Annotated in this window: 21 protein-coding genes; 14 read left to right on the forward strand and 7 right to left on the reverse strand. The window is 61.2% G+C overall.

Features of this window, described 5'->3' with window-relative positions; translation table 11 throughout:
* Nucleotides 1-9: 9 nt before the first annotated feature.
* Both LB516_RS13560 and LB516_RS13565 read left to right on the forward strand, forming a co-directional pair.
* Nucleotides 10-1,056, forward strand: a complete 1,047-nt coding sequence (locus tag LB516_RS13560) for a UDP-glucuronic acid decarboxylase family protein (protein ID WP_140715382.1) — start codon at nt 10-12, stop codon at nt 1,054-1,056.
* 80 nt (nt 1,057-1,136) lie between these two features.
* Nucleotides 1,137-1,337: a hypothetical protein gene (locus LB516_RS13565; protein WP_015319152.1), complete on the forward strand. Its 201-nt coding sequence runs from the start codon at nt 1,137-1,139 to the stop codon at nt 1,335-1,337.
* 6 nt (nt 1,338-1,343) lie between these two features.
* Here the strand turns inward: LB516_RS13565 and LB516_RS13570 are convergent, their stop codons facing one another.
* On the reverse strand, nt 1,344-3,332 hold the full coding sequence (locus LB516_RS13570; protein ID WP_224719753.1) for a hypothetical protein: 1,989 nt from the start codon (nt 3,330-3,332) through the stop codon (nt 1,344-1,346).
* Here LB516_RS13570 and LB516_RS13575 point away from each other — a divergent pair.
* The 10 genes from LB516_RS13575 (at nt 3,246) to LB516_RS13620 (ending at nt 12,196) form a co-directional block, all read left to right on the forward strand.
* Nucleotides 3,246-4,349, forward strand: coding sequence for an inositol-3-phosphate synthase (locus LB516_RS13575; RefSeq protein ID WP_140715386.1), 1,104 nt, complete (start codon nt 3,246-3,248; stop codon nt 4,347-4,349). The genes LB516_RS13570 and LB516_RS13575 overlap by 87 nt on opposite strands.
* Nucleotides 4,346-4,942 (forward strand): histidine phosphatase family protein, encoded by a 597-nt coding sequence (locus LB516_RS13580; RefSeq protein WP_140617543.1) that lies wholly within the window; start codon nt 4,346-4,348, stop codon nt 4,940-4,942. The genes LB516_RS13575 and LB516_RS13580 overlap by 4 nt, the downstream gene beginning before the upstream one ends.
* 14 nt (nt 4,943-4,956) lie before the next feature.
* Nucleotides 4,957-6,057, forward strand: coding sequence for a glycosyltransferase (locus LB516_RS13585; protein ID WP_224719715.1), 1,101 nt, complete (start codon nt 4,957-4,959; stop codon nt 6,055-6,057).
* Entirely contained in the window at nt 6,057-6,860 is an 804-nt protein-coding gene (locus LB516_RS13590) for a sugar phosphate nucleotidyltransferase (protein ID WP_140715389.1), read from the forward strand. The genes LB516_RS13585 and LB516_RS13590 overlap by 1 nt, the downstream gene beginning before the upstream one ends.
* A 2-nt stretch (nt 6,861-6,862) precedes the next feature.
* Nucleotides 6,863-7,624: a TIGR04290 family methyltransferase gene (locus LB516_RS13595; protein ID WP_140715391.1), complete on the forward strand. Its 762-nt coding sequence runs from the start codon at nt 6,863-6,865 to the stop codon at nt 7,622-7,624.
* Nucleotides 7,617-8,549 carry a beta-xylosidase gene (locus LB516_RS13600; protein ID WP_224719716.1) on the forward strand — a complete coding sequence of 311 codons (933 nt, stop codon included), beginning with the start codon at nt 7,617-7,619 and terminating at the stop codon, nt 8,547-8,549. The genes LB516_RS13595 and LB516_RS13600 overlap by 8 nt, the downstream gene beginning before the upstream one ends.
* Before the next feature lie 129 nt (nt 8,550-8,678).
* Complete coding sequence (locus LB516_RS13605) at nt 8,679-9,743, forward strand: glycosyltransferase (protein ID WP_224719717.1); 1,065 nt, start codon at nt 8,679-8,681, stop codon at nt 9,741-9,743.
* On the forward strand, nt 9,740-10,732 hold the full coding sequence (locus LB516_RS13610) for a GNAT family N-acetyltransferase (protein WP_224523905.1): 993 nt from the start codon (nt 9,740-9,742) through the stop codon (nt 10,730-10,732). Before LB516_RS13605 ends, LB516_RS13610 begins: the two co-directional genes overlap by 4 nt.
* Before the next feature lie 70 nt (nt 10,733-10,802).
* Nucleotides 10,803-11,858, forward strand: coding sequence for a class I SAM-dependent methyltransferase (locus LB516_RS13615; protein ID WP_224719718.1), 1,056 nt, complete (start codon nt 10,803-10,805; stop codon nt 11,856-11,858).
* A 161-nt stretch (nt 11,859-12,019) separates the two neighbouring features.
* Entirely contained in the window at nt 12,020-12,196 is a 177-nt protein-coding gene (locus LB516_RS13620; protein WP_015319163.1) for a hypothetical protein, read from the forward strand.
* On the opposite strand, the gene LB516_RS13625 is transcribed toward LB516_RS13620, so the two are convergent.
* Nucleotides 12,197-12,760, reverse strand: a complete 564-nt coding sequence (locus tag LB516_RS13625; RefSeq protein ID WP_140793122.1) for a sigma-70 family RNA polymerase sigma factor — start codon at nt 12,758-12,760, stop codon at nt 12,197-12,199. It lies immediately after the preceding gene.
* A 291-nt stretch (nt 12,761-13,051) separates the two neighbouring features.
* Here LB516_RS13625 and LB516_RS13630 point away from each other — a divergent pair, with 291 nt between their 5' ends.
* The gene (locus tag LB516_RS13630; protein ID WP_224719719.1) at nt 13,052-15,163 is read left to right on the forward strand and encodes a catalase; all 2,112 of its coding nucleotides are present in this window, start codon (nt 13,052-13,054) and stop codon (nt 15,161-15,163) included.
* 64 nt (nt 15,164-15,227) lie between these two features.
* On the opposite strand, the gene LB516_RS13635 is transcribed toward LB516_RS13630, so the two are convergent.
* Complete coding sequence (locus LB516_RS13635) at nt 15,228-15,722, reverse strand: hypothetical protein (protein WP_224719720.1); 495 nt, start codon at nt 15,720-15,722, stop codon at nt 15,228-15,230.
* Nucleotides 15,723-15,950: 228 nt separating this feature from the next.
* On the opposite strand from LB516_RS13635, the gene LB516_RS29140 reads away from it, so the two are divergent.
* Nucleotides 15,951-16,073, forward strand: coding sequence for a hypothetical protein (locus tag LB516_RS29140; RefSeq protein WP_411969390.1), 123 nt, complete (start codon nt 15,951-15,953; stop codon nt 16,071-16,073).
* 195 nt (nt 16,074-16,268) lie between these two features.
* Here LB516_RS29140 and LB516_RS13640 read toward each other — a convergent pair whose 3' ends face one another.
* The 4 genes from LB516_RS13640 to LB516_RS13655 form a co-directional block, all read right to left on the reverse strand.
* Nucleotides 16,269-16,577 carry a hypothetical protein gene (locus tag LB516_RS13640; protein WP_140617552.1) on the reverse strand — a complete coding sequence of 103 codons (309 nt, stop codon included), beginning with the start codon at nt 16,575-16,577 and terminating at the stop codon, nt 16,269-16,271.
* A gap of 236 nt (nt 16,578-16,813) precedes the next feature.
* Nucleotides 16,814-17,476 carry a methyltransferase family protein gene (locus tag LB516_RS13645; RefSeq protein ID WP_224719721.1) on the reverse strand — a complete coding sequence of 221 codons (663 nt, stop codon included), beginning with the start codon at nt 17,474-17,476 and terminating at the stop codon, nt 16,814-16,816.
* A 297-nt stretch (nt 17,477-17,773) separates the two neighbouring features.
* Entirely contained in the window at nt 17,774-18,313 is a 540-nt protein-coding gene (locus LB516_RS13650; RefSeq protein ID WP_224719722.1) for a prepilin peptidase, read from the reverse strand.
* Between the two features lies 1 nt (nt 18,314).
* A complete protein-coding gene (locus tag LB516_RS13655; protein WP_224719723.1) occupies nt 18,315-18,875 on the reverse strand; it encodes a tetratricopeptide repeat protein in 561 nt (186 codons plus the stop codon).
* Nucleotides 18,876-18,928: the final 53 nt, after the last annotated feature.

The raw sequence follows: 18,928 nt of genomic DNA on the forward strand, positions 1-18,928 counted from the left end.
AAAATCGCGATGCGACAAACAAAAAAAGCGCAAAGGGCAAAGACGGTGCTCGTCGCCGGTGGCGCGGGCTTCCTCGGTTCGCATCTTTGCGAAGCATTGTTACGCGATGGCTGGCGTGTGATCTGCGCCGACAATTTTCTTACCGGTCGCATGGAGAACATCAACGCGATCATGGACCAGCCGGGTTTCCGGTTGATCGAGCAGGATATCTGCCGTCCATTGGAGCTTGGCGAGCCGGTGGATCGCATTTTCAACATGGCCTGCGCCGCCTCGCCGCCGCGTTACCAGGCCGATCCGATCCACACCACGCGAACCTGCGTCATCGGAACGTTGAACCTGCTCGAACTCGCCGCCCGCAACGACGCGCGATTGCTGCAGGCCTCCACGAGTGAAGTGTATGGCGATCCGGAGCAACATCCGCAGAGGGAAGATTATGTCGGCCATGTGAACTGCACCGGCCCACGCGCCTGCTACGACGAAGGCAAACGCACCGCCGAAACACTTTGCTTCGACTATCTGCGAGCCGGCAAGGCCGACGTTCGTGTCGCGCGTATCTTCAACACCTACGGGCCGAGAATGGATCCGGCGGACGGCCGCATCGTCTCGAACCTGATCATGCAGGCGCTCGAGAAGCGCCCGCTGACGATTTTCGGCGACGGCATGCAGACGCGATCCTTCTGCTACGTCTCCGATCTGATCGATGGGTTGATGGGCCTTATGGATATCAATCCCAATCCGGGCAAGCCCGTCAATCTGGGCAACCCCGGCGAATTCACCATCGTGCGACTGGCGGCATTGGTGAAGGCCATGACCGGCACCAAATCGGACATGACGTTCCTGCCGCTGCCGCAGGACGATCCTCGACGCCGGCAGCCCGACATCTCGCGCGCAAAAGCGCTGCTCGGCTGGACGCCAAGAGTGCCTCTCAACGAGGGGCTCGCGCGGACGATCAGCTATTTCGCCATGCTTGAAGGCGGCTCGATCGGCGCTCAAATGGCAGGACGGTCCACAAGGGCGAGACCCACGTCAGGCGGGCTGCAGAACCTCCCTGCCTGATGCCGGACCGCGGTCACATCTTCGCATCGATTCCCGCGGGAACATCCAGGCAAGCTTTTGGTTTGACAGGAGGACCACATATGGAGGACCTCCTCATGCACCCCAAGCGATCTCGGACCGATATCGACAAGATGGCGGAACGAGAGACGGCTGCGTATTTGCGGCGAGCCTCAATCACCTATCTGGAGTGCTGTGTCAGCCTGATGATGACGCATCTGCAGCGGGAGGAGGTGGCCAGTATTCTCGAGCAGGAAGCAGACATGCTGCGCAGGCTGGATTGACGCAGACTAATCGGCCCTGGCCTGGCCCAGGAACCGTGTCAGCCCTGCCTCATATCGGTTTGCCGTCTCCTCCAGCCTTGCTCTTTCCCAGCCATTCTCGGATTGGGCGGCCATGCTCCACAGCCCGAGCTGAAACGCCAAATAGCAAGGTTTGAAATAATCGATGAGCCTGGCGTCGATGCGGCTATCCATGCCGCCGATCAACGTCGTCGCCTCGGCTTCGGACAAGTCATGTTCTACGCAGGCGCCGGCAATATCCCATTCTATCGGCTGGCAGCCGATCAGATCGTGTCCTCGGCAATGGTCGACTGCATCCGTCTTAATCAGCGTACCATCGGAACCGACCAGAAACTCCCAGGGGTGAAGCCTGCCGTCGATCTCGACCCGTTCCAACACCTTTGCGGGCGTCTGCTTCGAGAACCAGGTCCGCAGTCTAGCCGCCTGGCTTTCGCCCAAAGCTTCGGAAGCATTGTGAACCGCCATCTCCGCGAGGGCGAGCAATGATGCGCCGGCTTCGCAGGTCCGCAGATTGGTCGCACGCCAGGCCAGATAGCGTGTGAACGCCGCGACAAGTCTCTGCCTGGACAGCGGCAGCTGATCCATCGTGGTTCCGTCGGTCCACCGTTCGACCAGAAAACCGTGGCAGACCCCGATGACTTGCGGTCCGAATCCGGCTTGATGCAACATCCTGGCGGCTTGCATCTTGCGCAGCCCGGTTTCGCCGAGGCCGACAAATTTGACAAGCCAGCGGTCTTGACCCGCGGAGGCCAGGAACTTTCGCCGTTCGGTGCCGCGTGTGCTCGGTGGCCAGCGCTTTTCGTCGGCGTAGTGAAGAGAGCGCCACGCGCCCCCGGATATTTCGGTCAAGCGCAATTTCGGACTGCCGACCGCCTCGGCTACCCAATCGCGCAGCGTTGGACTTTGCGAGCTTTCGGGAAAGGTGCGTTCGAACGTTATCGCCACATGTTTGCGGCAGCGCACCCATGTCTCCCGAATATCCGGCGACGCTTCGGCGCCCGGATCGCCCGAATGGCTGGGGAACAGGTGAATGCGGTCCGTATCGATGCCCTGTTTTCTCAGCCACGCGACGACGGCGTGGACCGAACTTCCCGACAGGCCGGGACCTTCGTCGACGACCGCGAAACGAGCCGACGGCTCGTTCCTCCAGGCCGCGACCAAACGCGGATCGGCATTGAGGCGCCGATCGAAAGGATGCCCGATCGGGCGCACGCTAATGGGCGCCGGCGCACCGATCGCGGCCGCCACCATGGCCGCGAGCCCCAGGCCGATGCTGCGGATGCCGATCACGCATGTGTTCGCATCGAGACCTGATACCTGCGCCGCGCCGAGATAACTCTCTGGATAAAGCGCATAATGCGCGTAGCCCTCGGACGAGCCGGTCAAAACCTCTGCCTTGCAATCGAGTGCGGTCAGCATTTGGAGAAGTCGCGGGTCGATGCCACCGTCCACAGCGAACCCGCTTCGCCACGACCTCGCCACCTCTGCCGCAAGCCCGACCAGTAGCCTGGCGCCTTGCCGTTGCGAAGGCGAATTGGTGTCGACGCCCCGGGCCTTGAAGTCGACATCCGCGAGCCCTTGGACCAGTTCCGACACGCTGACGAACAGCCCGACCAATGCGGCATGGCGCCGGATGCCGCAAGGCATGCGATCGAGGCCTTGGGCCATTTCGATCGCCGCCTCCTGAAGCTGTCGTGCATTCTCGGTCCGCTTGTGGTCGCCGTAGACGATCATTGGTCGATTTCCGGTGCTTGCCGTGCGGGCAACGCGGCGCGCGCGGCTTCGATCCATGCTGCTTCGCGCAATTTTTGACCAAGCCAAGGAACATTCCGGCACGGTGGCGGTTCGGCGCAAGGAACTTACCTTTGAACAGCATAGGGCGGCAGTTTCGTGGGATCGAAAAAAGTTCGTGTTGGTATCGTTGGAGTGGGCAATTGCGCGTCCTCCCTGGTGCAGGGCCTCGCCTATTATCGTCATGCCAAAAGCAACGAACCGATCCCGGGGCTCATGCATGCCGATCTCGGTGGCTATCACGTCGACGACATCGAAATTGTCTGTGCGTTCGATGTCGCCAGAAGCAAGGTCGGCCGTGACGTCGCGGATGCGATCTACGCTCCCCCCAACAACACGTTCCGCTTTGCCGACGCGCCGACGACCGGCGTTCTCGTCGAACGCGGGCCGACGCTTGACGGGATCGGCAAATATCTGCGCGACGAAATCGAAGAAGCGCCCGGACCGGTTGCCAATGTCAGCGAGATCCTGCGCGACAGCGGAGCCGATGTGTTGGTCTCCTACCTGCCGGTGGGTTCGGAAGAGGCGACGCACTTCTACGCTGAATGCGCGCTCGAGGCCGGCTGTGCCTTCGTCAATTGCATACCGGTCTTCATCGCCTCGCGTCCGGAATGGCGCCGGCGCTTCGAGCAACGCGGGCTGCCGCTGGTCGGCGACGACATCAAGAGCCAGGTCGGCGCCACCATCGTGCACCGGTTGCTGGCCAATCTCTTTCGCGAGCGCGGCGTGCGCATCGATCGCACCTATCAGCTGAATTTCGGCGGCAACACCGATTTTCTCAACATGCTCGAACGCGAGCGGCTGGAATCGAAGAAGATCTCCAAGACGCAATCGGTAACCAGCCAGCTCGATGTTCCCCTGGAGCCGGGCAACATCCATGTCGGCCCCAGCGACCACGTGCCTTGGCTCACCGACCGCAAATGGGCCTACATCCGCGTCGAAGGCACGACCTTCGGCGGCGTGCCGCTGAATGCCGAGCTCAAGCTGGAAGTGTGGGATTCGCCCAATTCAGCCGGCGTGGTGATCGATGCGGTGCGCTGCGCCAAGCTCGCGCTCGACCGCGGCATTGCCGGGGCGCTGACGGGTCCTTGCAGCTATTTCATGAAATCGCCACCCGAACAGTTCACCGACGCCGAAGCGCGCCAGCGCACGCTCGCTTTCATCGCCGGCAAGGACGAGCCATTGCTGGATGCCGCGGAATGACGACGACGTTCTTTTTGATCCGCCATGCGGCGCACGACAATGTCGGCTCGTACCTTGCGGGCCGCATGGCCGGTGTATGTCTCGGCGAGGCCGGCAAGGCTCAAGCCGAGCAGCTTGGCGGCCGCATGGCCCGTGAGACGATTGCAGCCATTCTATGCAGCCCGCGCGAGCGCACGCAGGAGACGGCTGTGCCGATCGCTCTCGCTTGCGGTGTGGGCGAAATCGCGATCCGCGCCGAACTCGACGAGATCGACTTCGGCGACTGGTCGGGGAAGACTTTCGACGAATTGAACGGCGATGCCAGTTGGCGCGCGTGGAACGATCAGCGGCAGGAGGCCAGGACACCGAGCGGCGAAACCATGCTGGATGTCCAGGAGCGCATCGTCTCGCTGATGAACGGCGTCCGCGAGCTGCATCAGAACCAATGTGTCGCCCTGATCAGCCACGCCGATGTGATTAAGGCCGCCGTCTGCAAGGTGCTTGGCTTGCCGGTAGGCGACTGCTTTCGCTTCGACATCGATCCCGCCTCGATCACGACGATCGTATCGGGCGACTGGGGCTCGAAGCTCCTGCGATTGAACGAAGCTGCCTGACGAGGAAATTCCCCATGCGGATGGTCATTTTCGGTCTTACCGTCACGTCTTCATGGGGAAACGGCCATGCCACGCTGTGGCGGGGGCTGATCCGCGCCCTCGCCCGGCTGGGCTGGTCGATCACCTTTTTCGAACGCGACACCCCCTATTATGCCGGGACCCGCGATCTGGATCAGCTCGACGGAGGCAACGTCGTCATCTATCCGGACTGGGAGGACATCCGCCGCGTCGCGGAACGGGCGATGAAGCAAGCGGATGTCGTGGTCGTCACCTCCTATTGTCCCGACGCTGTCGAGGCTTCGCGCCTCGCGCAGCAGGCAAGCCGTGGACTGCGTGTCTTTTACGATCTCGATACTCCAGTCACGCTTGCCCGCGTCGAACAAGGTGAGCGTCCGCCCTATTTCGGACCTGAAGGCCTTGCCGACTACGACCTCGTCCTGAGCTACACCGGCGGCCCGGCGATCGAGGCGCTGAAGACGGTGCTGGGCGCGCGCCAGGTGATGCCGCTCTATGGGCATGTCGATCCGGATCAGCACCGGCCGGCAGAGAAGCGGGCCGAATTCGCCGGTGATCTGTCCTATCTCGGAACCTACGCGGCGGATCGCCAGGCCGGCGTCGAAAAGCTTCTGGTTCGCCCGGCCGCGCGCCTGCCCGACCAGCGCTTTATCATCGGCGGCGCACAATATCCGCAGGAATTCCCATGGAGCGACAACATCTTCTTCGTCAGGCATCTGCCACCCGCCGACCATCCGGCGTTCTTCTCCTCGTCGCGGCTGACACTGAACGTCACCCGCGAAGCGATGGCGCAAAAGGGCTGGTGCCCCTCGGGACGGCTCTTCGAAGCGGCCGCGTGTGGAGCTGCCATCGTCACCGACGCATGGCCAGGCCTCGCGGAATTTTTCGAACCCGGCCGCGAAGTGCTGTTGGCGCGCGATACGGAAGATGTGGTCGCGGCACTGCAATTGCCGGAGTTCGAACTCGACGGCATTCGAAGGCGAGCCCGCGAGCGGGTCTTGGGCGAGCACACTTCCGCCAAACGCGCAGCGGAACTGGACAAAATCCTGGCCGATGCCTTGCGAAACCCAGTCGGCGAACCGATGAAGGAAGCAGTCTGATGTTGGGCATCGTGCCCGCTGCCGGACGCGGCAGCCGCATTCAACCGCTCGGCTTCTCGAAGGAGTTGCTGCCGGTCGGCAGCAGGATCGACGGACAGACCGAACGTCCCTGCGCCGTGAGCGAGTATCTGGTACGGCGCATGGTCCAGGCCGGCGTCGACAAGATTTGCTTCATCATCGGATCGGGCAAATCCGACATCCTCGAATATTATGCCGCCGGCTACGGTGAGGCGGCAGCGCTCTTCGTGGTGCAGCCTCAACCCGTCGGTCTCTGCGATGCGATTTTCCGGGCAGCGCCCCTCGTCGCGCCCGACGAGGTCGTCCTCGTCGGGCTTCCAGATACGATCTGGTTTCCCGAGGACGGCTTCTGTCGCTTGCCTGACGATCAGCTTTCTTTTCTGCTCTTCCCGGTGGATAGCCCGGAATTCTTCGACGCCGTCGTTACCGATGATGAGGAGCGGGTGATCGAAATCCAGGTCAAGCGGCAGGACGCCGCCACGAACTGGGTTTGGGGTGCGTTCAAGATGCCCGGCCATATCCTGCATCGGCTTGCGGCACTCTGGCGCGAGCGGGATGGTCGTGACGAATATATCGGCACGTTGATCAACGCCTACCTTGCGGGCGGGGGTGTGGCCTATGGTGTCAAGGCAGGGTCCGCTTATGTCGATGTCGGTACATTCAATGGGTATCGCACAGCTCTGCGGTTGCTTGAAAACGGCGTCCCGTCAGCTCATCACCAGCCCGCAACGATCATGCCCGGCGCGCATTCGCATGTGCCTGTCGTTCCGGGCGAAGGAGCCTGACCATGTTGCATTCCCATGCTGAAATCCGCCGGCGCATCGACGCGCTCGGCCCGTGGTTCCACAATATGGACCTGGCCGGCGTCGAAACCGCGCCCGACCACTTTCTCGGCAACTACCCGCTGATCAAATGGCGCAAATTCGCCGATGCCATACCCGCTGATCTGACCGGCAAGACCGTGCTGGATATTGGCTGCAATGCCGGCTTCTACTCGATCGAGATGAAACGGCGAGGCGCCGCCCGCGTCCTCGGGATCGATTTCGACGAGGCCTATCTGGCCCAGGCCCGCTTTGCCGCCGAGATCGCGGACTGTGATATCGAATTCCAGAAGCTGTCGGTCTACGACGTCGGTGCCCTGCGCGAGACATTCGATGTCGTGCTCTTCATGGGAGTGCTTTACCATTTGCGCCACCCCTTGCTCGCGCTCGACCTGATCCGTGAGCACGTCGCCGTCGACCTGATGATCTTTCAGTCCATGCAGCGCGGCAGCAAGGACCTGCCCGCGTTGGAAGAAAACTATCATTTCTGGACGCATGATCTGTTCGACCAGCCGGAATTTCCCAAGCTGCATTTCATCGAACACCGCTATGCCGACGATCCGACCAACTGGTGGATACCGAACCGGGCCTGCACCGAAGCGATGCTGCGCAGCGCCGGTTTCGAGATCGTTCTGCATCCCGAGCAGGAGGTCTATTTCTGCCGCGCTGCCGGCGATCCGGCCGGCGGTGGCGCGATATATCCGTCGAAAGGAAAGCTCCATGATTGAAGCCGCGATGATCTGGAACGAGCCCAACAACAAATCGCATTGGGACCCCGAGCTCGACCCCGATTGGAGCCGCTTTGCCAGGATGGCAGTCCTGTCGGCGGACGCGATCGCATCCGAGAACCCGGCTCTGACAAAAGTGCTTGGCGGCATCTCGCCGATAGATCCCGGCTTTATCACGCGCATGAAGGAATTCGGCGTGCTGGACCATGTTGACGCCGTCGCTGTTCACGGCTTTCCCCTCGACTGGAACCTGTGGCAAATTCAGGAATGGCCGCAGAAGATCGGTGAGATCGCGACCGTCACCGACCTCCCCATCTGGGTCAGCGAGGTCGGCGTATCGACCTTCGGGGCCGAGGAAATACAGGTCTGGGGGCTCAAGCGCACCGCCGAATTGCTGCTCGGCAACGCACCGCGAATCCAGTGGTACAGCCTCTATGACCTTCCGCGCGAATGGGAAGCAACGACGCGGCATCGCGAGGCGGAGGGATCTTCCTATTACCGCCATTTCCACATGGGGCTGCTGCGCCAGGACGGTACGCCAAAACCGGCGTTGGAAGAATTCCTACGCTACACACCCGCAATGGGCCTGGTGCAGTGGTTTCATTTCGAGGACCCGCGGCTGGACGATGCCGTCGCCTGGATGAAGCGGCTCGGCGTGACCAATATGCGCACGGGGCTTTCCTGGGCCGATAGCTTCAGGCCGAATGCGTTGGACTGGTTCGACCGACAGATGGAAGCACTCGCCGCTTTCGACGTCACGGTCACCTTCTGCTTCACGCCCGAGCATCGCGGAATGATGCCTCACCACACCAGCCCTCCGCTGGTGCCCGAGGAATTCGCCGAGTTCTGTGCAACGATGATCCGCCGCTACGCGCCCGGCACGATGTCCGCCTCGCTCCCGACGCAGCGGGCCTCGGCTGCGTGAGGCTCTCATGCGACCCGGTCCGCGATCATTGGATGCACTGACCGAAGTCAAGGCTCTCGGCCCCTTCGAGATCGGCGCCAGGTCGTGCGCAACCGCCCTCGTCCATCCCGCACCATGGCTCGGCCGGCCATGACGCTCACCGTCCTCAATGTCGCCTATCCCCTCGCGCCTGTCGGACCGGATGCGGTCGGGGGTGCCGAACAGGTCCTGTCGATGCTCGATCGGGCACTGGTCGGCGCGGGTCATCGGTCTATCGTCGTCGGCTGCCGGGGCTCCAGCGCGAGCGGCACGCTTGTGGAAATTCCGGCGGAAGGCGGCGTACTCGACGAGGTGGCGAAGAGCCGCGCGCAGCAGGCTCATCGAACCGCGATCGCCGCTGCCCGCGCCAGGTGGCCGATCGATGTGGTTCATCTGCATGGCATCGATTTCGATGCCTATCTGCCCGACGATGGCCCGACCTTGGTGACCCTTCACCTGCCGCTGGACTGGTATCCGGCCGGGGCCTTGCAGCCGACGCGCGACGACCTGTGGCTTCATGCAGTCTCGGCCGCCCAGCAGAAAACCGCGCCACCTGGCGCCAAACTGGCGCCGCCAATTCCGAATGGAGTAGACATAGAGGCGCTCAGCCTGCCGCAGCCGAAGCACGACTTCGCACTGATTCTGAGCCGTATCTGTCCGGAAAAGGGCATCCACCTGGCGCTGGACGCGGCCAAGCAGGCAGGTGTGCCGCTGGTTGTCGGCGGCAAGGTCTATCCCTATGAAACGCACACGCGGTACTTTCGCGACGAGGTCCAACCTCGCCTCGATGGCCGCCGCCGCTTTCTTGGTCCGCTCGGTTTTACCGCCAAGCGACGCTTTCTCAACGCAGCGCGCTGTCTGGTCATCCCGAGCCTTGCCGCCGAGACCAGCTCCCTTGTCGCCATGGAGGCGCTGGCCTGCGGCACACCGGTGATCGCCTTTCCGAATGGTGCGCTTCCCGACGTGATTGAGCACGGCAAGACCGGTTTTCTCGTCAATACGGTCGACGAGATGGCACAAGCCATCGTTGCGGCGTCAAGCCTGGACGTCGAGACATGCCGCGCCGAGGCGCGACGGCGGTTCTCGCTGGAGCGAATGATCTCGTCTTACATGGATGCCTATCAAGCATTGGCACGACTTGGCACCGATGCCGGGCGCCTCGCCGTCACACCGTGAGCAAGTCTGTGTTGCGCGGCGAGATCATCGATGATCCGGCGCAATTCGATACGCTTGCGGCGGATTGGTGGGGACTGTGGGAGCAGAGTTCCTCGGCGACGCCGTTTCAATCTCCTGCGTGGCTGGTGCCATGGTGGCGCACATTCGGGCCCGGCGACCTGGCGACGGTCGCGGTCTGGCGCGGAAGCGAACTGATAGGGCTGGCGCCGCTTTATCTGGAGCACGGGACCGCCGGCTCGAAACTTCTTCCGGTCGGCATTTCGCTCAGCGACTATCTGGATATCCTGTGTGTTCCCGGCGTCGAAAACCAGGTCGCGGCCATTGTTGCCGAAAAGATCCTCTCGGTCGGCTGGTCGCAGTGGATCCTGTCGGATTTGCCGGAAGGCGGCGCCGGTCTTGCGATTGCGCATCCCGATCTGAAGGCGGGGCGGCCAGCCACTCATGGTGCTTGCCCCGTGCTCGCCATCGCCGGAGACGATACCCTTGCAGGCTGTGTACCCTCCCGGCGCCGGCGCCAGTTGCGACGGGCGCGGCAGGCCGCATCCAGACGCGGCCGGATCGCGTTGTCGTCGGCACGAGGCGATCCTCAAACCTTCCTCGATCAGTTGATCCGCCTGCACGACGCGCGCTGGGCCGGACACGGAGGTGGCGTGTTGGCCGACGCGGCTGCAGAGGAATTCCACAGGCGCTCACTTCCCTTGCTCGACGCTCGCGGCCTGGTCCGATGCTGGCTTTTGGCAATCGATGGCAGGACGGTCGGGGCCTATTACGGCTTCCACCATCGCGGTCGTGCCTATGCCTATCTCGGGGGCTTCGACCCCGCCTATGCCGAAGAGAGCCCAGGGGCGATCCTGATTGGCCACGCGATCGCGGAATCGATCCGCGAAGGTGCGCGCGAGTTCGATTTCCTGCGCGGCCAGGAAGCCTACAAATATGGCTGGGGCGCCATCGACAGGTGGACGATGCGCAGGGTCTGGACGCGGAGTTGATACCATGCCTGCAACCAAGCCAAAATCCGCTCCGCGCCGCACTACGATCAGATCGGCTGTTGAAGACTGCATGGCGGATGGTGTCTGCGCCGAAGCAGTCGTCGCCAGGCTGGCGCTTCACCTGCAGACGGGGATCAGGGCGGCGGTACTGGCAAAGATCGTGCTGGATATCGTTCCGTCGAATGCGCGAGACGCGGAACGGCTGCGAGAGATAGCCGGGTTGCTTCGCCGCAAGCCAGATGTTTTTGCAACGTTGCGAGCGACGGGAGCGGCCGTTCGGCACACACGCGACGACGGGGAGACCGGTGCCGCCGTCGTCACGCGGCTGGCCTCGAGCTTCGATGCGGCGGCAGCGATTTCGGAGACAGCAAGTGTCCAGCTCGCATCCCTAGGGGATGAGGAAAGGCTCTCAGCCACGACCGACGAAGTCGTCGCCTGGCTCAAGCAGCAGGACTTCCCCGGGACCCGCCGGGATATTCTGGACATTGGTTGTGGCATCGGCCGTTTCGAGCATGCGCTTTCCAACTCCTTCAACCGCATGATCGGCATCGACATATCCTCGCGGATGATCTCCATCGCCTCCGAGCGGTGCGCCGCGCTGGGCAACGTCGAGTTGCGGCAAACCTCCGGTCTCGATTTGAGCGAATTCGACGACGGCAGTTTCGATTGCGTGCTGGCGGTCGACAGCTTTCCTTATCTGGTTCTGGCCGGCATGGCCGAGCGGCATTTCGATGAGATCGCACGCGTTCTGAAACGGCCTGGCTGGCTCGCCTTGCTGAACTATTCCTATCGCGGATCGCTTTCGTGGGACCGCGCTGATGTCGGCCGCCTGGCGGAAGCTCACCAAATGCGGGTCGTCATCAATGGCGAGAAGCCGTTTCGATCATGGGATGGCGAGGCTTTCCTACTTGCTCGAGGCGGCGGAACATTACTGCGCGCCGCCAGTTCGGACGTCGAACCAGAGGCGCCGAAGATCGGCACCGACCCGAAGGAGGAAAGCATGGCACCCGCGGCAAGAAAGATCGGCCGCGGGAAGCAGCACGGCGATGAGCGCGGGCTGGACGGCGATCGCATCAAGTCCGATCGATATCAGGATCATGCCGCGGACCAGGCGCCGAACGACTGAACGCGGTCGCTCCACGTCCTTTGCCTGCAGCACGTAGGGCCAAGGAAATAAAGCTGTGCAAGGGTTGCCGGCAACCCTGCCGGCGGCGGACATTGCCTTGTAATGTCCGGCGTTTGTCACCACACTAAAGTCAGGGACTGCTGGTTATCAAGAGAATATGGATGTCTCATTCGAGCGACGATACCGCGGACCCGCAATTCGGTCTGGCCATGGATCAGGAGATCACTTCCCTCCTGGACGCCATAGAGCAGGAAAAAATTCCAGACCGGCTAACCAGGCTGGCCATGGAGTTGCAAAACGCGCTGGTTGAGAAACGTCGACGTGACGTGCAGAACTGACTATCTGCGGCTGTCGCCCTCTATATCGAGTTGACCATCCGATAGATGATTTCGTCTCTCGATCAGTGTCTGCAACGAACTCTCCCCAAGCAACTCAAGAATATTGGCGCGGGCACGGTTCAGCCGACTTTTTACCGTCCCCACCGCGCAGCCGCATATCTCGGCCGTTTCTTCATAACTCACCCCCAGAACGCCAATCAGCATCAGAACCTCGCGTTGGTGTTCCGGTAACTTTTGTATGGCGGCGTGGACTTCCTTGCTCTGAACGCTCCATTCCTGGGTGGCTTCCGAAATCGGTCGGGACGATGCGCAGTCGAGCAGGCCTGGCGCTTCCCGGGCAGCGATCTTGACCCGGGTGTAGTACGTGTTGCGCATGATGGTGAAGAGCCACGACTTCATGCGTGTGCCGGGTTCGAACTTGTCGATGTTGGCGAGACCCTTGGTCAGTGTCTCCTGTACCAGATCGTCGGCATCGTCGGGGACGCGGCAGAAGGTACGCGCGAAAGCCCGCATGGCGGGTATGAGCTCAACGATGGAAACTTCATTGGTTTCTTGGTCGGCCAAAATGTAGCCTCCGGATGACAATGGTCCAGCTCCCAGAAGAAGAGTGTATGAACGCAGCCCCTGCTAAATGCATGGAAGTTTGGTTCGTTCCTCGCGCTGAAGACAACTCTTCAGAAATTCCGCGCAGCGGGGGCATCTTACCCAATCGGCCCATGCCGTCGCCGCGATAGGGATGTCGCCTTGGGCGATGCACGCGCGCGCAGCGGTTCTTTCACGGGAACAAAGCCGCGCACCGGCAGTTTGACCTCCTGAGTACTTCCACCCCCCTCCGGCATCAAAACGAGGTATGTCATGGCCAAATCCGCCCGTCGCTCCGCTCGCCAATCGGCAAGTGGACAGGAACCGGATAGCGCGCGCGGAAACGGCGGGGAATTGCACCAGATCGCCGGGGGTGAGACGCCCACTCTGACCACGGCGCTCGGAACACCCGTCTCCGACGATCAAAACACATTGCGGATCGGCGAACGCGGACCAGCGCTGATCGAGGACTCTCATTTTCGGGAGAAGATTTTCCACTTCGACCACGAACGCATTCCCGAAAGGGTCGTCCATGCCCGGGGCTATGGCGCGCATGGTTACTTCGAGACCTACGAGTCTCTGGCCAAATACACACGTGCCGATATTTTCCAGAGGGCCGGCGAAAAGACACCGGCTTTCGTGCGCTTCTCGACGGTTGCCGGCAACAAGGGCTCGTTCGATCTCGCCCGCGACGTCCGCGGCTTCGCGGTCAAGCTCTACACCAGGGAAGGCAATTGGGATCTGGTCGGCAACAATATCCCGGTCTTCTTCATCCAGGACGCGATCAAGTTTCCCGATCTGATCCATGCCGCCAAACAGGAGCCGGACCGGGCCTTTCCTCAAGCCCAGACCGCTCACGATAATTTCTGGGACTTCATCAGCCTGATGCCGGAATCGATGCACATGGTGATGTGGATCATGTCGGATCGCGCGATCCCGCGCTCCTTCCGCTTCATGCAGGGTTTTGGCGTGCACACGTTTCGCCTGGTCAACGCGAAAGACGAATCCACCTTCGTCAAATTCATCTGGAAGCCAAAGCTCGGCATGCAATCGGTGGTCTGGAATGAGGCGGTCAAGATCAATGGCGCCGATCCAGACTTTCACCGTCGCGATCTATGGGACGCCATCCAGTCCGGCAATTTCCCCGAATGGGAGTTGACGGTGCAATTGTTCGATCAGGCGTTTGCCGACAGCTTCGACTTCGACATTCTGGACGCAACCAAGATCATTCCTGAAGAGGTGCTCGAACCGATCCCGGTTGGGCGGCTGGTGCTTGACCGGATGCCGGATAATTTCTTCGCGGAGACCGAGCAGGTTGCCTTCATGACGCAGAATGTGCCGCCCGGAATTGACTTCTCCAACGATCCGCTTCTGCAGGGCCGCAACTTCTCCTATCTCGATACCCAGTTGAAACGGCTGGGCAGCCCGAACTTTACCCATCTCCCGATCAATGCGCCGAAGTGCCCGTTCGCCCATTTCCAACAGGACGGACACATGGCTATGCGCAATCCTGTCGGTCGCGCCAACTATGAACCGAATTCATGGGGGCTGGGACCGCGCGAGGATCCGCAACGCGGCTTTCGTTCCTTCGCCGATGCCGAGGACGGGCAGAAGGTGCGTCTGCGCGCGGAAAGTTTCGCCGACCACTACAGCCAGGCCCGGCAATTCTTCAACAGCCAGACACCGCCGGAGCAGCGCCACATCGCCATGGCGCTGACCTTCGAATTGAGCAAGGTCCAGGCACCGGCGATCCGCGAACGCATGGTTTCGCATCTGCTGAACATCGACGAAACCCTGGCGACCACCGTCGCAGACAAGCTCGGCATTCGGAATATGCCCGACCCCGCGGAGGCAGCCGTTCCGACGCGCGACGACCTGCCGCCTTCGCCGGCGCTCAGCATCATCGAGAACGGGCCTGACAGTTTCAAGGGCCGCAAAGTCGGCGTCTTGCTTAGCAATGGAACCGACACAGGGCTGTTCGAAGAGCTCCGTTCCGCTATCGAAACGGAGGGCGCGGTGATGGAGGTGATCGCGCCCAAGGTGGGCGGCGTCGACGCGGCCGACGGCACTCACATCGAGGCCAGACACATGATCGACGGCGGCCCGTCTGTGTTGTTCGACGCCGTGGTACTGCTCCTCTCCGAGGAGGGTGCCGAGATGCTGCTCGACGAGGCGGCCGCGAGGGACTTCGTGTCAGATGCGTTCGCCCATTGCAAATTCATCGGCTTCACAGCGGCAGCCCAACCTCTCCTGGCCAAGGCGGGCGTAGCTCCCGATGCCGATGAGGGGTTGATCGGGCTTGATAACGCAGGTTCCGTGAAGACGTTTATAGAGGCGTGCCGCAAACTGCGGCTGTGGGCACGCGAGACCGCCGTCAAGCTTTGATGCGGAGAGCCATGCGCTGTCCCGGCGCATGGCTGCAAGGCCGGTATGCAGCCATGCCTAGGCCCTATGGTTGGCGGGCCTCTCTGGCGGCCTGTTCTCGCTGCTGTTTCAGGACCTCGTCGGTCCCGACCAGCTTCTTTGCTCCGCCTGGAATTGCCGTGGACACCACCGCGGGTGGGTCGCTTGCCGGAAAAGAATCCTCCAACCCGGCCTGCAGTTGATCCTCGAGCGTCTGCGGTTCTTCGGAGCGGCCGGGCGTCCTGCGTGTATCCATCTTCTCCAGCGACTGTTTCTTCTTTGGTGACTCATTGGCTTCGCGGATCAAGGCATAAAGCTGCTCGATCGCGAATTCCTTGATCGTTTCGAAATCGGGCCGATCGTCCTTCGTCGCCTCTATCTGATCGACCATGGCCTTCTCGAACCGCCCAAGGCTTTCATCGCCGCAGGCATGGGAAAGGCGCAGCAATGCCTCGTGCAGCATCATCGGGGTGAAGTAAGCAGACGCTTCAAGCCTGAGTTGCCGCAGACGATCCGGAGTGGCAGCCTGGAATTTTGACATGCACGGTGTCCTTTCTCTCACGAGCGTGTCAACGACAGTTGATCGCCGATGTTCCACCACGCCTGAACATACTTCATGTCCAGCGACCTACCGGAACCAGCTTGCCGGCCTGCGGAACCGTCCATGATCTTGCGTGACTGGTCATGATGAGCCGGTTCTCCCGCAAGGCGCCCGGCGGGCGTTTTCCATCATGTCACGATTTCTTGTGATGAAGGAACCAACTCGGGATTGACCGGTCTGGACCTCATCCACCCGAGCAATCCCGACATAGCAAATGCAGCAGAAATTCTCGTCGATACGCTCATCGCCTGGAACGTCGAGGTGGTGTTTAGCTGCCGGGAGACGGCATAAACGGCGTCATGGAGGCACTGCGCACCCGGCAGGACAAGATAGCCTTCGTGCGGGGCACGCGCCCGCCAACGCGATCGAGCGGACGGCGCTTGCCTGACGGCCTGTCGGGTCATCGGCGCACTGGCAGCAAGAACACCGCCCGATCAGTCGCTCCAGGGAGAAGAACGACTTCGGGCGGCGCGCCGAGCCGGTGGCTCATTTGTTGCAGTTCTGCATGTTCGACGTGGTGTTGCCGCTGGCGGTGTTGTTGTCGATGTCGTTGCCCGCGGCATCCTTGCAGCGGTCGGTCATGCCGTTCGACTTGGTTGTCGAATTTGTCGTGCTCGGGTCGGCGGGTGTGGTCGTCGCACCGGAGCCTGTGCCGACGCCAGTGCCGGTCGTGGTCCCATTGCCACCACTGGTGGCGCCGGACGTCGAGCCTGAACCGGTTCCGTTCGACTGTGCCATGGCCGACGTGGCCAGAGCGACCGTAAGCACGGTGGCGGAGAGAAGTTTGGTGATCATTGGAGCATCTCCTTTGGTTGTGTACTGCTTCCACCAAACCTGTCTTTCCCGGATATGTTCCGAGTGAAACGCTCTTCAGCCAAATTCTCATGGATGGGTTCTTGTGCCGATGCGAACGCTTTCGGCGCGCCTGGGTTTGCGTGCAGGGGTCGGCGATGACCGCTTGGTCGCCACTCAGATCGAGCGCGTGATCGCGCCTTAATGCGCCATGCGGCTTCCCTCAAGACGATAGGACATCAGTGGCCGGGCGCAGGCGCCGCTCGACGGAAACGCGGGAGCAGCATTGGGACGCGTTGGGCATATGCCTCATATTCAGGGAAGGTCTGTCGAAGGATACCTTCCTCGTTGCGGGCGCGCCGGTACTGCAGAAGAAACTGAAGCGCGCCCAGGGCCACCATCAGCAATGAAAAATGCGAGAGGATCATCCCGGCAACGAACACCGCCTCGCAGATGTACAGTGGATGCCGTACAATGGAGTACGGGCCAGTGGTAACAAGGCGCCGAGCTGTGGCCATTAGAGAGAAAGAACGACCAAGCCAATAAAGACAGAAGGTCGAACTGACCGTGCCGATGAAGACCAAGCAGAGAGCCGTGACTTGAGCTGCCTCATTTTGCAATGCCGGCGTCAGGTTCAATGCGAGCAGGATCATAAATGTTCCAGCCACCGAGGTTACTCTCGGTTCGATCCCTTGCGCAGTTCCCTTTGGGGGAAGGCGGGCGACTGTCATCACAAGCTGCAACAACAGAAACACTGTCGACGCCAGCTGAGTGACGACTGCGAGCGAACTTGCTGAGGTTCCCTGATGGAAATAAAGGAAAAGAGGTATCGCGCCGGACGTCGCTAACATCGTCATGACAACGACAATGGCGATACGCCCGAAAAAATCCTCGTTGAACATTTCGTCCCCTCCCAAGGATTCATTCAAACATCACTTCCGTCCTCCGACAAGAAGATGGTTTGCAAAGAGTTAACGGCCATGCCGTCTCAACTTTTGATTAATCTGTCCGGCCTATCGTAACCAGATGCCAAACCTTCTTCCCATGCTTCGCGTTCTGGCCCCGACCTCAATTGTGATTTCAGCCATCGCGGTCATCGCGCTCAATCCTCACAGCGCGTCGTTTGCGTTCTGGTTGGCCTTGCCTGTAAATGCAGCGGGATGGCCCGCGCCTCGTCCAGCAGAGCAAACTGCCTCAGTTCAATTGAGCCGATCTAGGATTCCCGAACTGGTTGCAAACACCAGAGTTTTGTAGATTTCGAAGACTGTCGTGCAGATCGCGGCCATCGAAATCGGCACCCCAAACGGCACAACCCCCTTGCGATCCAGATACTGAACGTAAAGGCGGAAAGCGCCTTGCGGCAGCATGAACGGAAGTTTTACGACGGCGGTCGTAGCGACGGCAAAAAGTAGCAGCAGAACCGAGAACATTATTAGGTCGTTTCCGCTGATCAGGAGGGGCACGACCGCCATCAGCTTGACGTCGCCGGCGCCGACCTTGCGCAGCGCCCAGAACGGGAAGAGCACGACAAACAACAGAAGGCCGGCCATGGCGCTCAGCCCCATATCCCACCACCATCCGGACTGAAGCGAGAGCAGCAACAGCGATCCCGCCCCCAGGCAGAGCAGCAGCAGGACATCACGATTGGCGATCTTCTGGGTGGTGAAGTCGAACCACGCAATCCATGCGAGCAGTGGGATGGCGAGCACCTTCAGCAGCAGCGATTCGATGAGCAGCATGCTAGCGCTCGATGTTCTGCACGCTTGACGACAAAAGCTTCAGATTGTTGGCGACCGTCGGATCGTTGGGCGCCAATTCATAGGCCTTGAGGAAATTCGCTCGGGCATCCTGCAGCTTGCCGCGCAGCAGATCGGAATAGCCGACATTGTTGTAATATTCAGGTGACGCGCCGACCAGCTTGAAGGCTCGGCCATAGGCCCTATCGGCGAGATCGAATCGATGGATGCGGTCGCAGGAGGCGGCCAAACCCATCCAGGCGGCGCCGTCATTGGGGGCCAGTTGCGTCGCCTTGAAGAATAGCGCGCCGGCGTTGCCGTAATTTTCGGCACGGAACTGGTTCTTGGCCTCGGCCACGGCTTGGTCCGAAGCGTAATATTCGACGTCGCTGACGGTCTTCAATCCGTCAAAGGCGTCGCCAAAGGACGTCACGTCGCCTTTCGAGGGTTCGTTGGTGCGCACGACCCCACCAGTAGTGTCCACACCATTTGTCTGGCAGCCGGCAAGCGCTGCCATCAACAGACTGGCAGCGACGACAGTTGCGAGGCGCATTGGCCCTGTCATTTTGTCCCCCAAGAGTCCTGCGACTCTATTTTAGAATCAAAGCATATAACCTT

It is taken from the genome of Mesorhizobium sp. CO1-1-7 (genome assembly GCF_020164885.1).
GTDB lineage: Bacteria > Pseudomonadota > Alphaproteobacteria > Rhizobiales > Rhizobiaceae > Mesorhizobium > Mesorhizobium australicum.

Bases quoted from the DNA above. Each gene is read 5' to 3' on its own strand.
- LB516_RS13590 (WP_140715389.1), top strand. From the start codon at position 6,057: ATGTTGGGCATCGTGCCCGCTGCCGGACGCGGCAGCCGCATTCAACCG.
- LB516_RS13565 (WP_015319152.1), top strand. From the start codon at position 1,137: ATGGAGGACCTCCTCATGCACCCCAAGCGATCTCGGACCGATATCGAC.
- LB516_RS13615 (WP_224719718.1), top strand. From the start codon at position 10,803: ATGGCGGATGGTGTCTGCGCCGAAGCAGTCGTCGCCAGGCTGGCGCTT.
- LB516_RS13570 (WP_224719753.1), bottom strand. From the start codon at position 3,332: ATGACGATAATAGGCGAGGCCCTGCACCAGGGAGGACGCGCAATTGCC.
- LB516_RS13560 (WP_140715382.1), top strand. From the start codon at position 10: ATGCGACAAACAAAAAAAGCGCAAAGGGCAAAGACGGTGCTCGTCGCC.
- LB516_RS13595 (WP_140715391.1), top strand. From the start codon at position 6,863: ATGTTGCATTCCCATGCTGAAATCCGCCGGCGCATCGACGCGCTCGGC.
- LB516_RS13650 (WP_224719722.1), bottom strand. From the start codon at position 18,313: ATGCTGCTCATCGAATCGCTGCTGCTGAAGGTGCTCGCCATCCCACTG.
- LB516_RS13605 (WP_224719717.1), top strand. From the start codon at position 8,679: ATGACGCTCACCGTCCTCAATGTCGCCTATCCCCTCGCGCCTGTCGGA.
- LB516_RS13655 (WP_224719723.1), bottom strand. From the start codon at position 18,875: ATGACAGGGCCAATGCGCCTCGCAACTGTCGTCGCTGCCAGTCTGTTG.
- LB516_RS13585 (WP_224719715.1), top strand. From the start codon at position 4,957: ATGCGGATGGTCATTTTCGGTCTTACCGTCACGTCTTCATGGGGAAAC.
- LB516_RS13635 (WP_224719720.1), bottom strand. From the start codon at position 15,722: ATGTCAAAATTCCAGGCTGCCACTCCGGATCGTCTGCGGCAACTCAGG.
- LB516_RS13600 (WP_224719716.1), top strand. From the start codon at position 7,617: ATGATTGAAGCCGCGATGATCTGGAACGAGCCCAACAACAAATCGCAT.
- LB516_RS13640 (WP_140617552.1), bottom strand. From the start codon at position 16,577: ATGATCACCAAACTTCTCTCCGCCACCGTGCTTACGGTCGCTCTGGCC.
- LB516_RS13620 (WP_015319163.1), top strand. From the start codon at position 12,020: ATGTCTCATTCGAGCGACGATACCGCGGACCCGCAATTCGGTCTGGCC.
- LB516_RS13645 (WP_224719721.1), bottom strand. From the start codon at position 17,476: ATGTTCAACGAGGATTTTTTCGGGCGTATCGCCATTGTCGTTGTCATG.
- LB516_RS13580 (WP_140617543.1), top strand. From the start codon at position 4,346: ATGACGACGACGTTCTTTTTGATCCGCCATGCGGCGCACGACAATGTC.
- LB516_RS13630 (WP_224719719.1), top strand. From the start codon at position 13,052: ATGGCCAAATCCGCCCGTCGCTCCGCTCGCCAATCGGCAAGTGGACAG.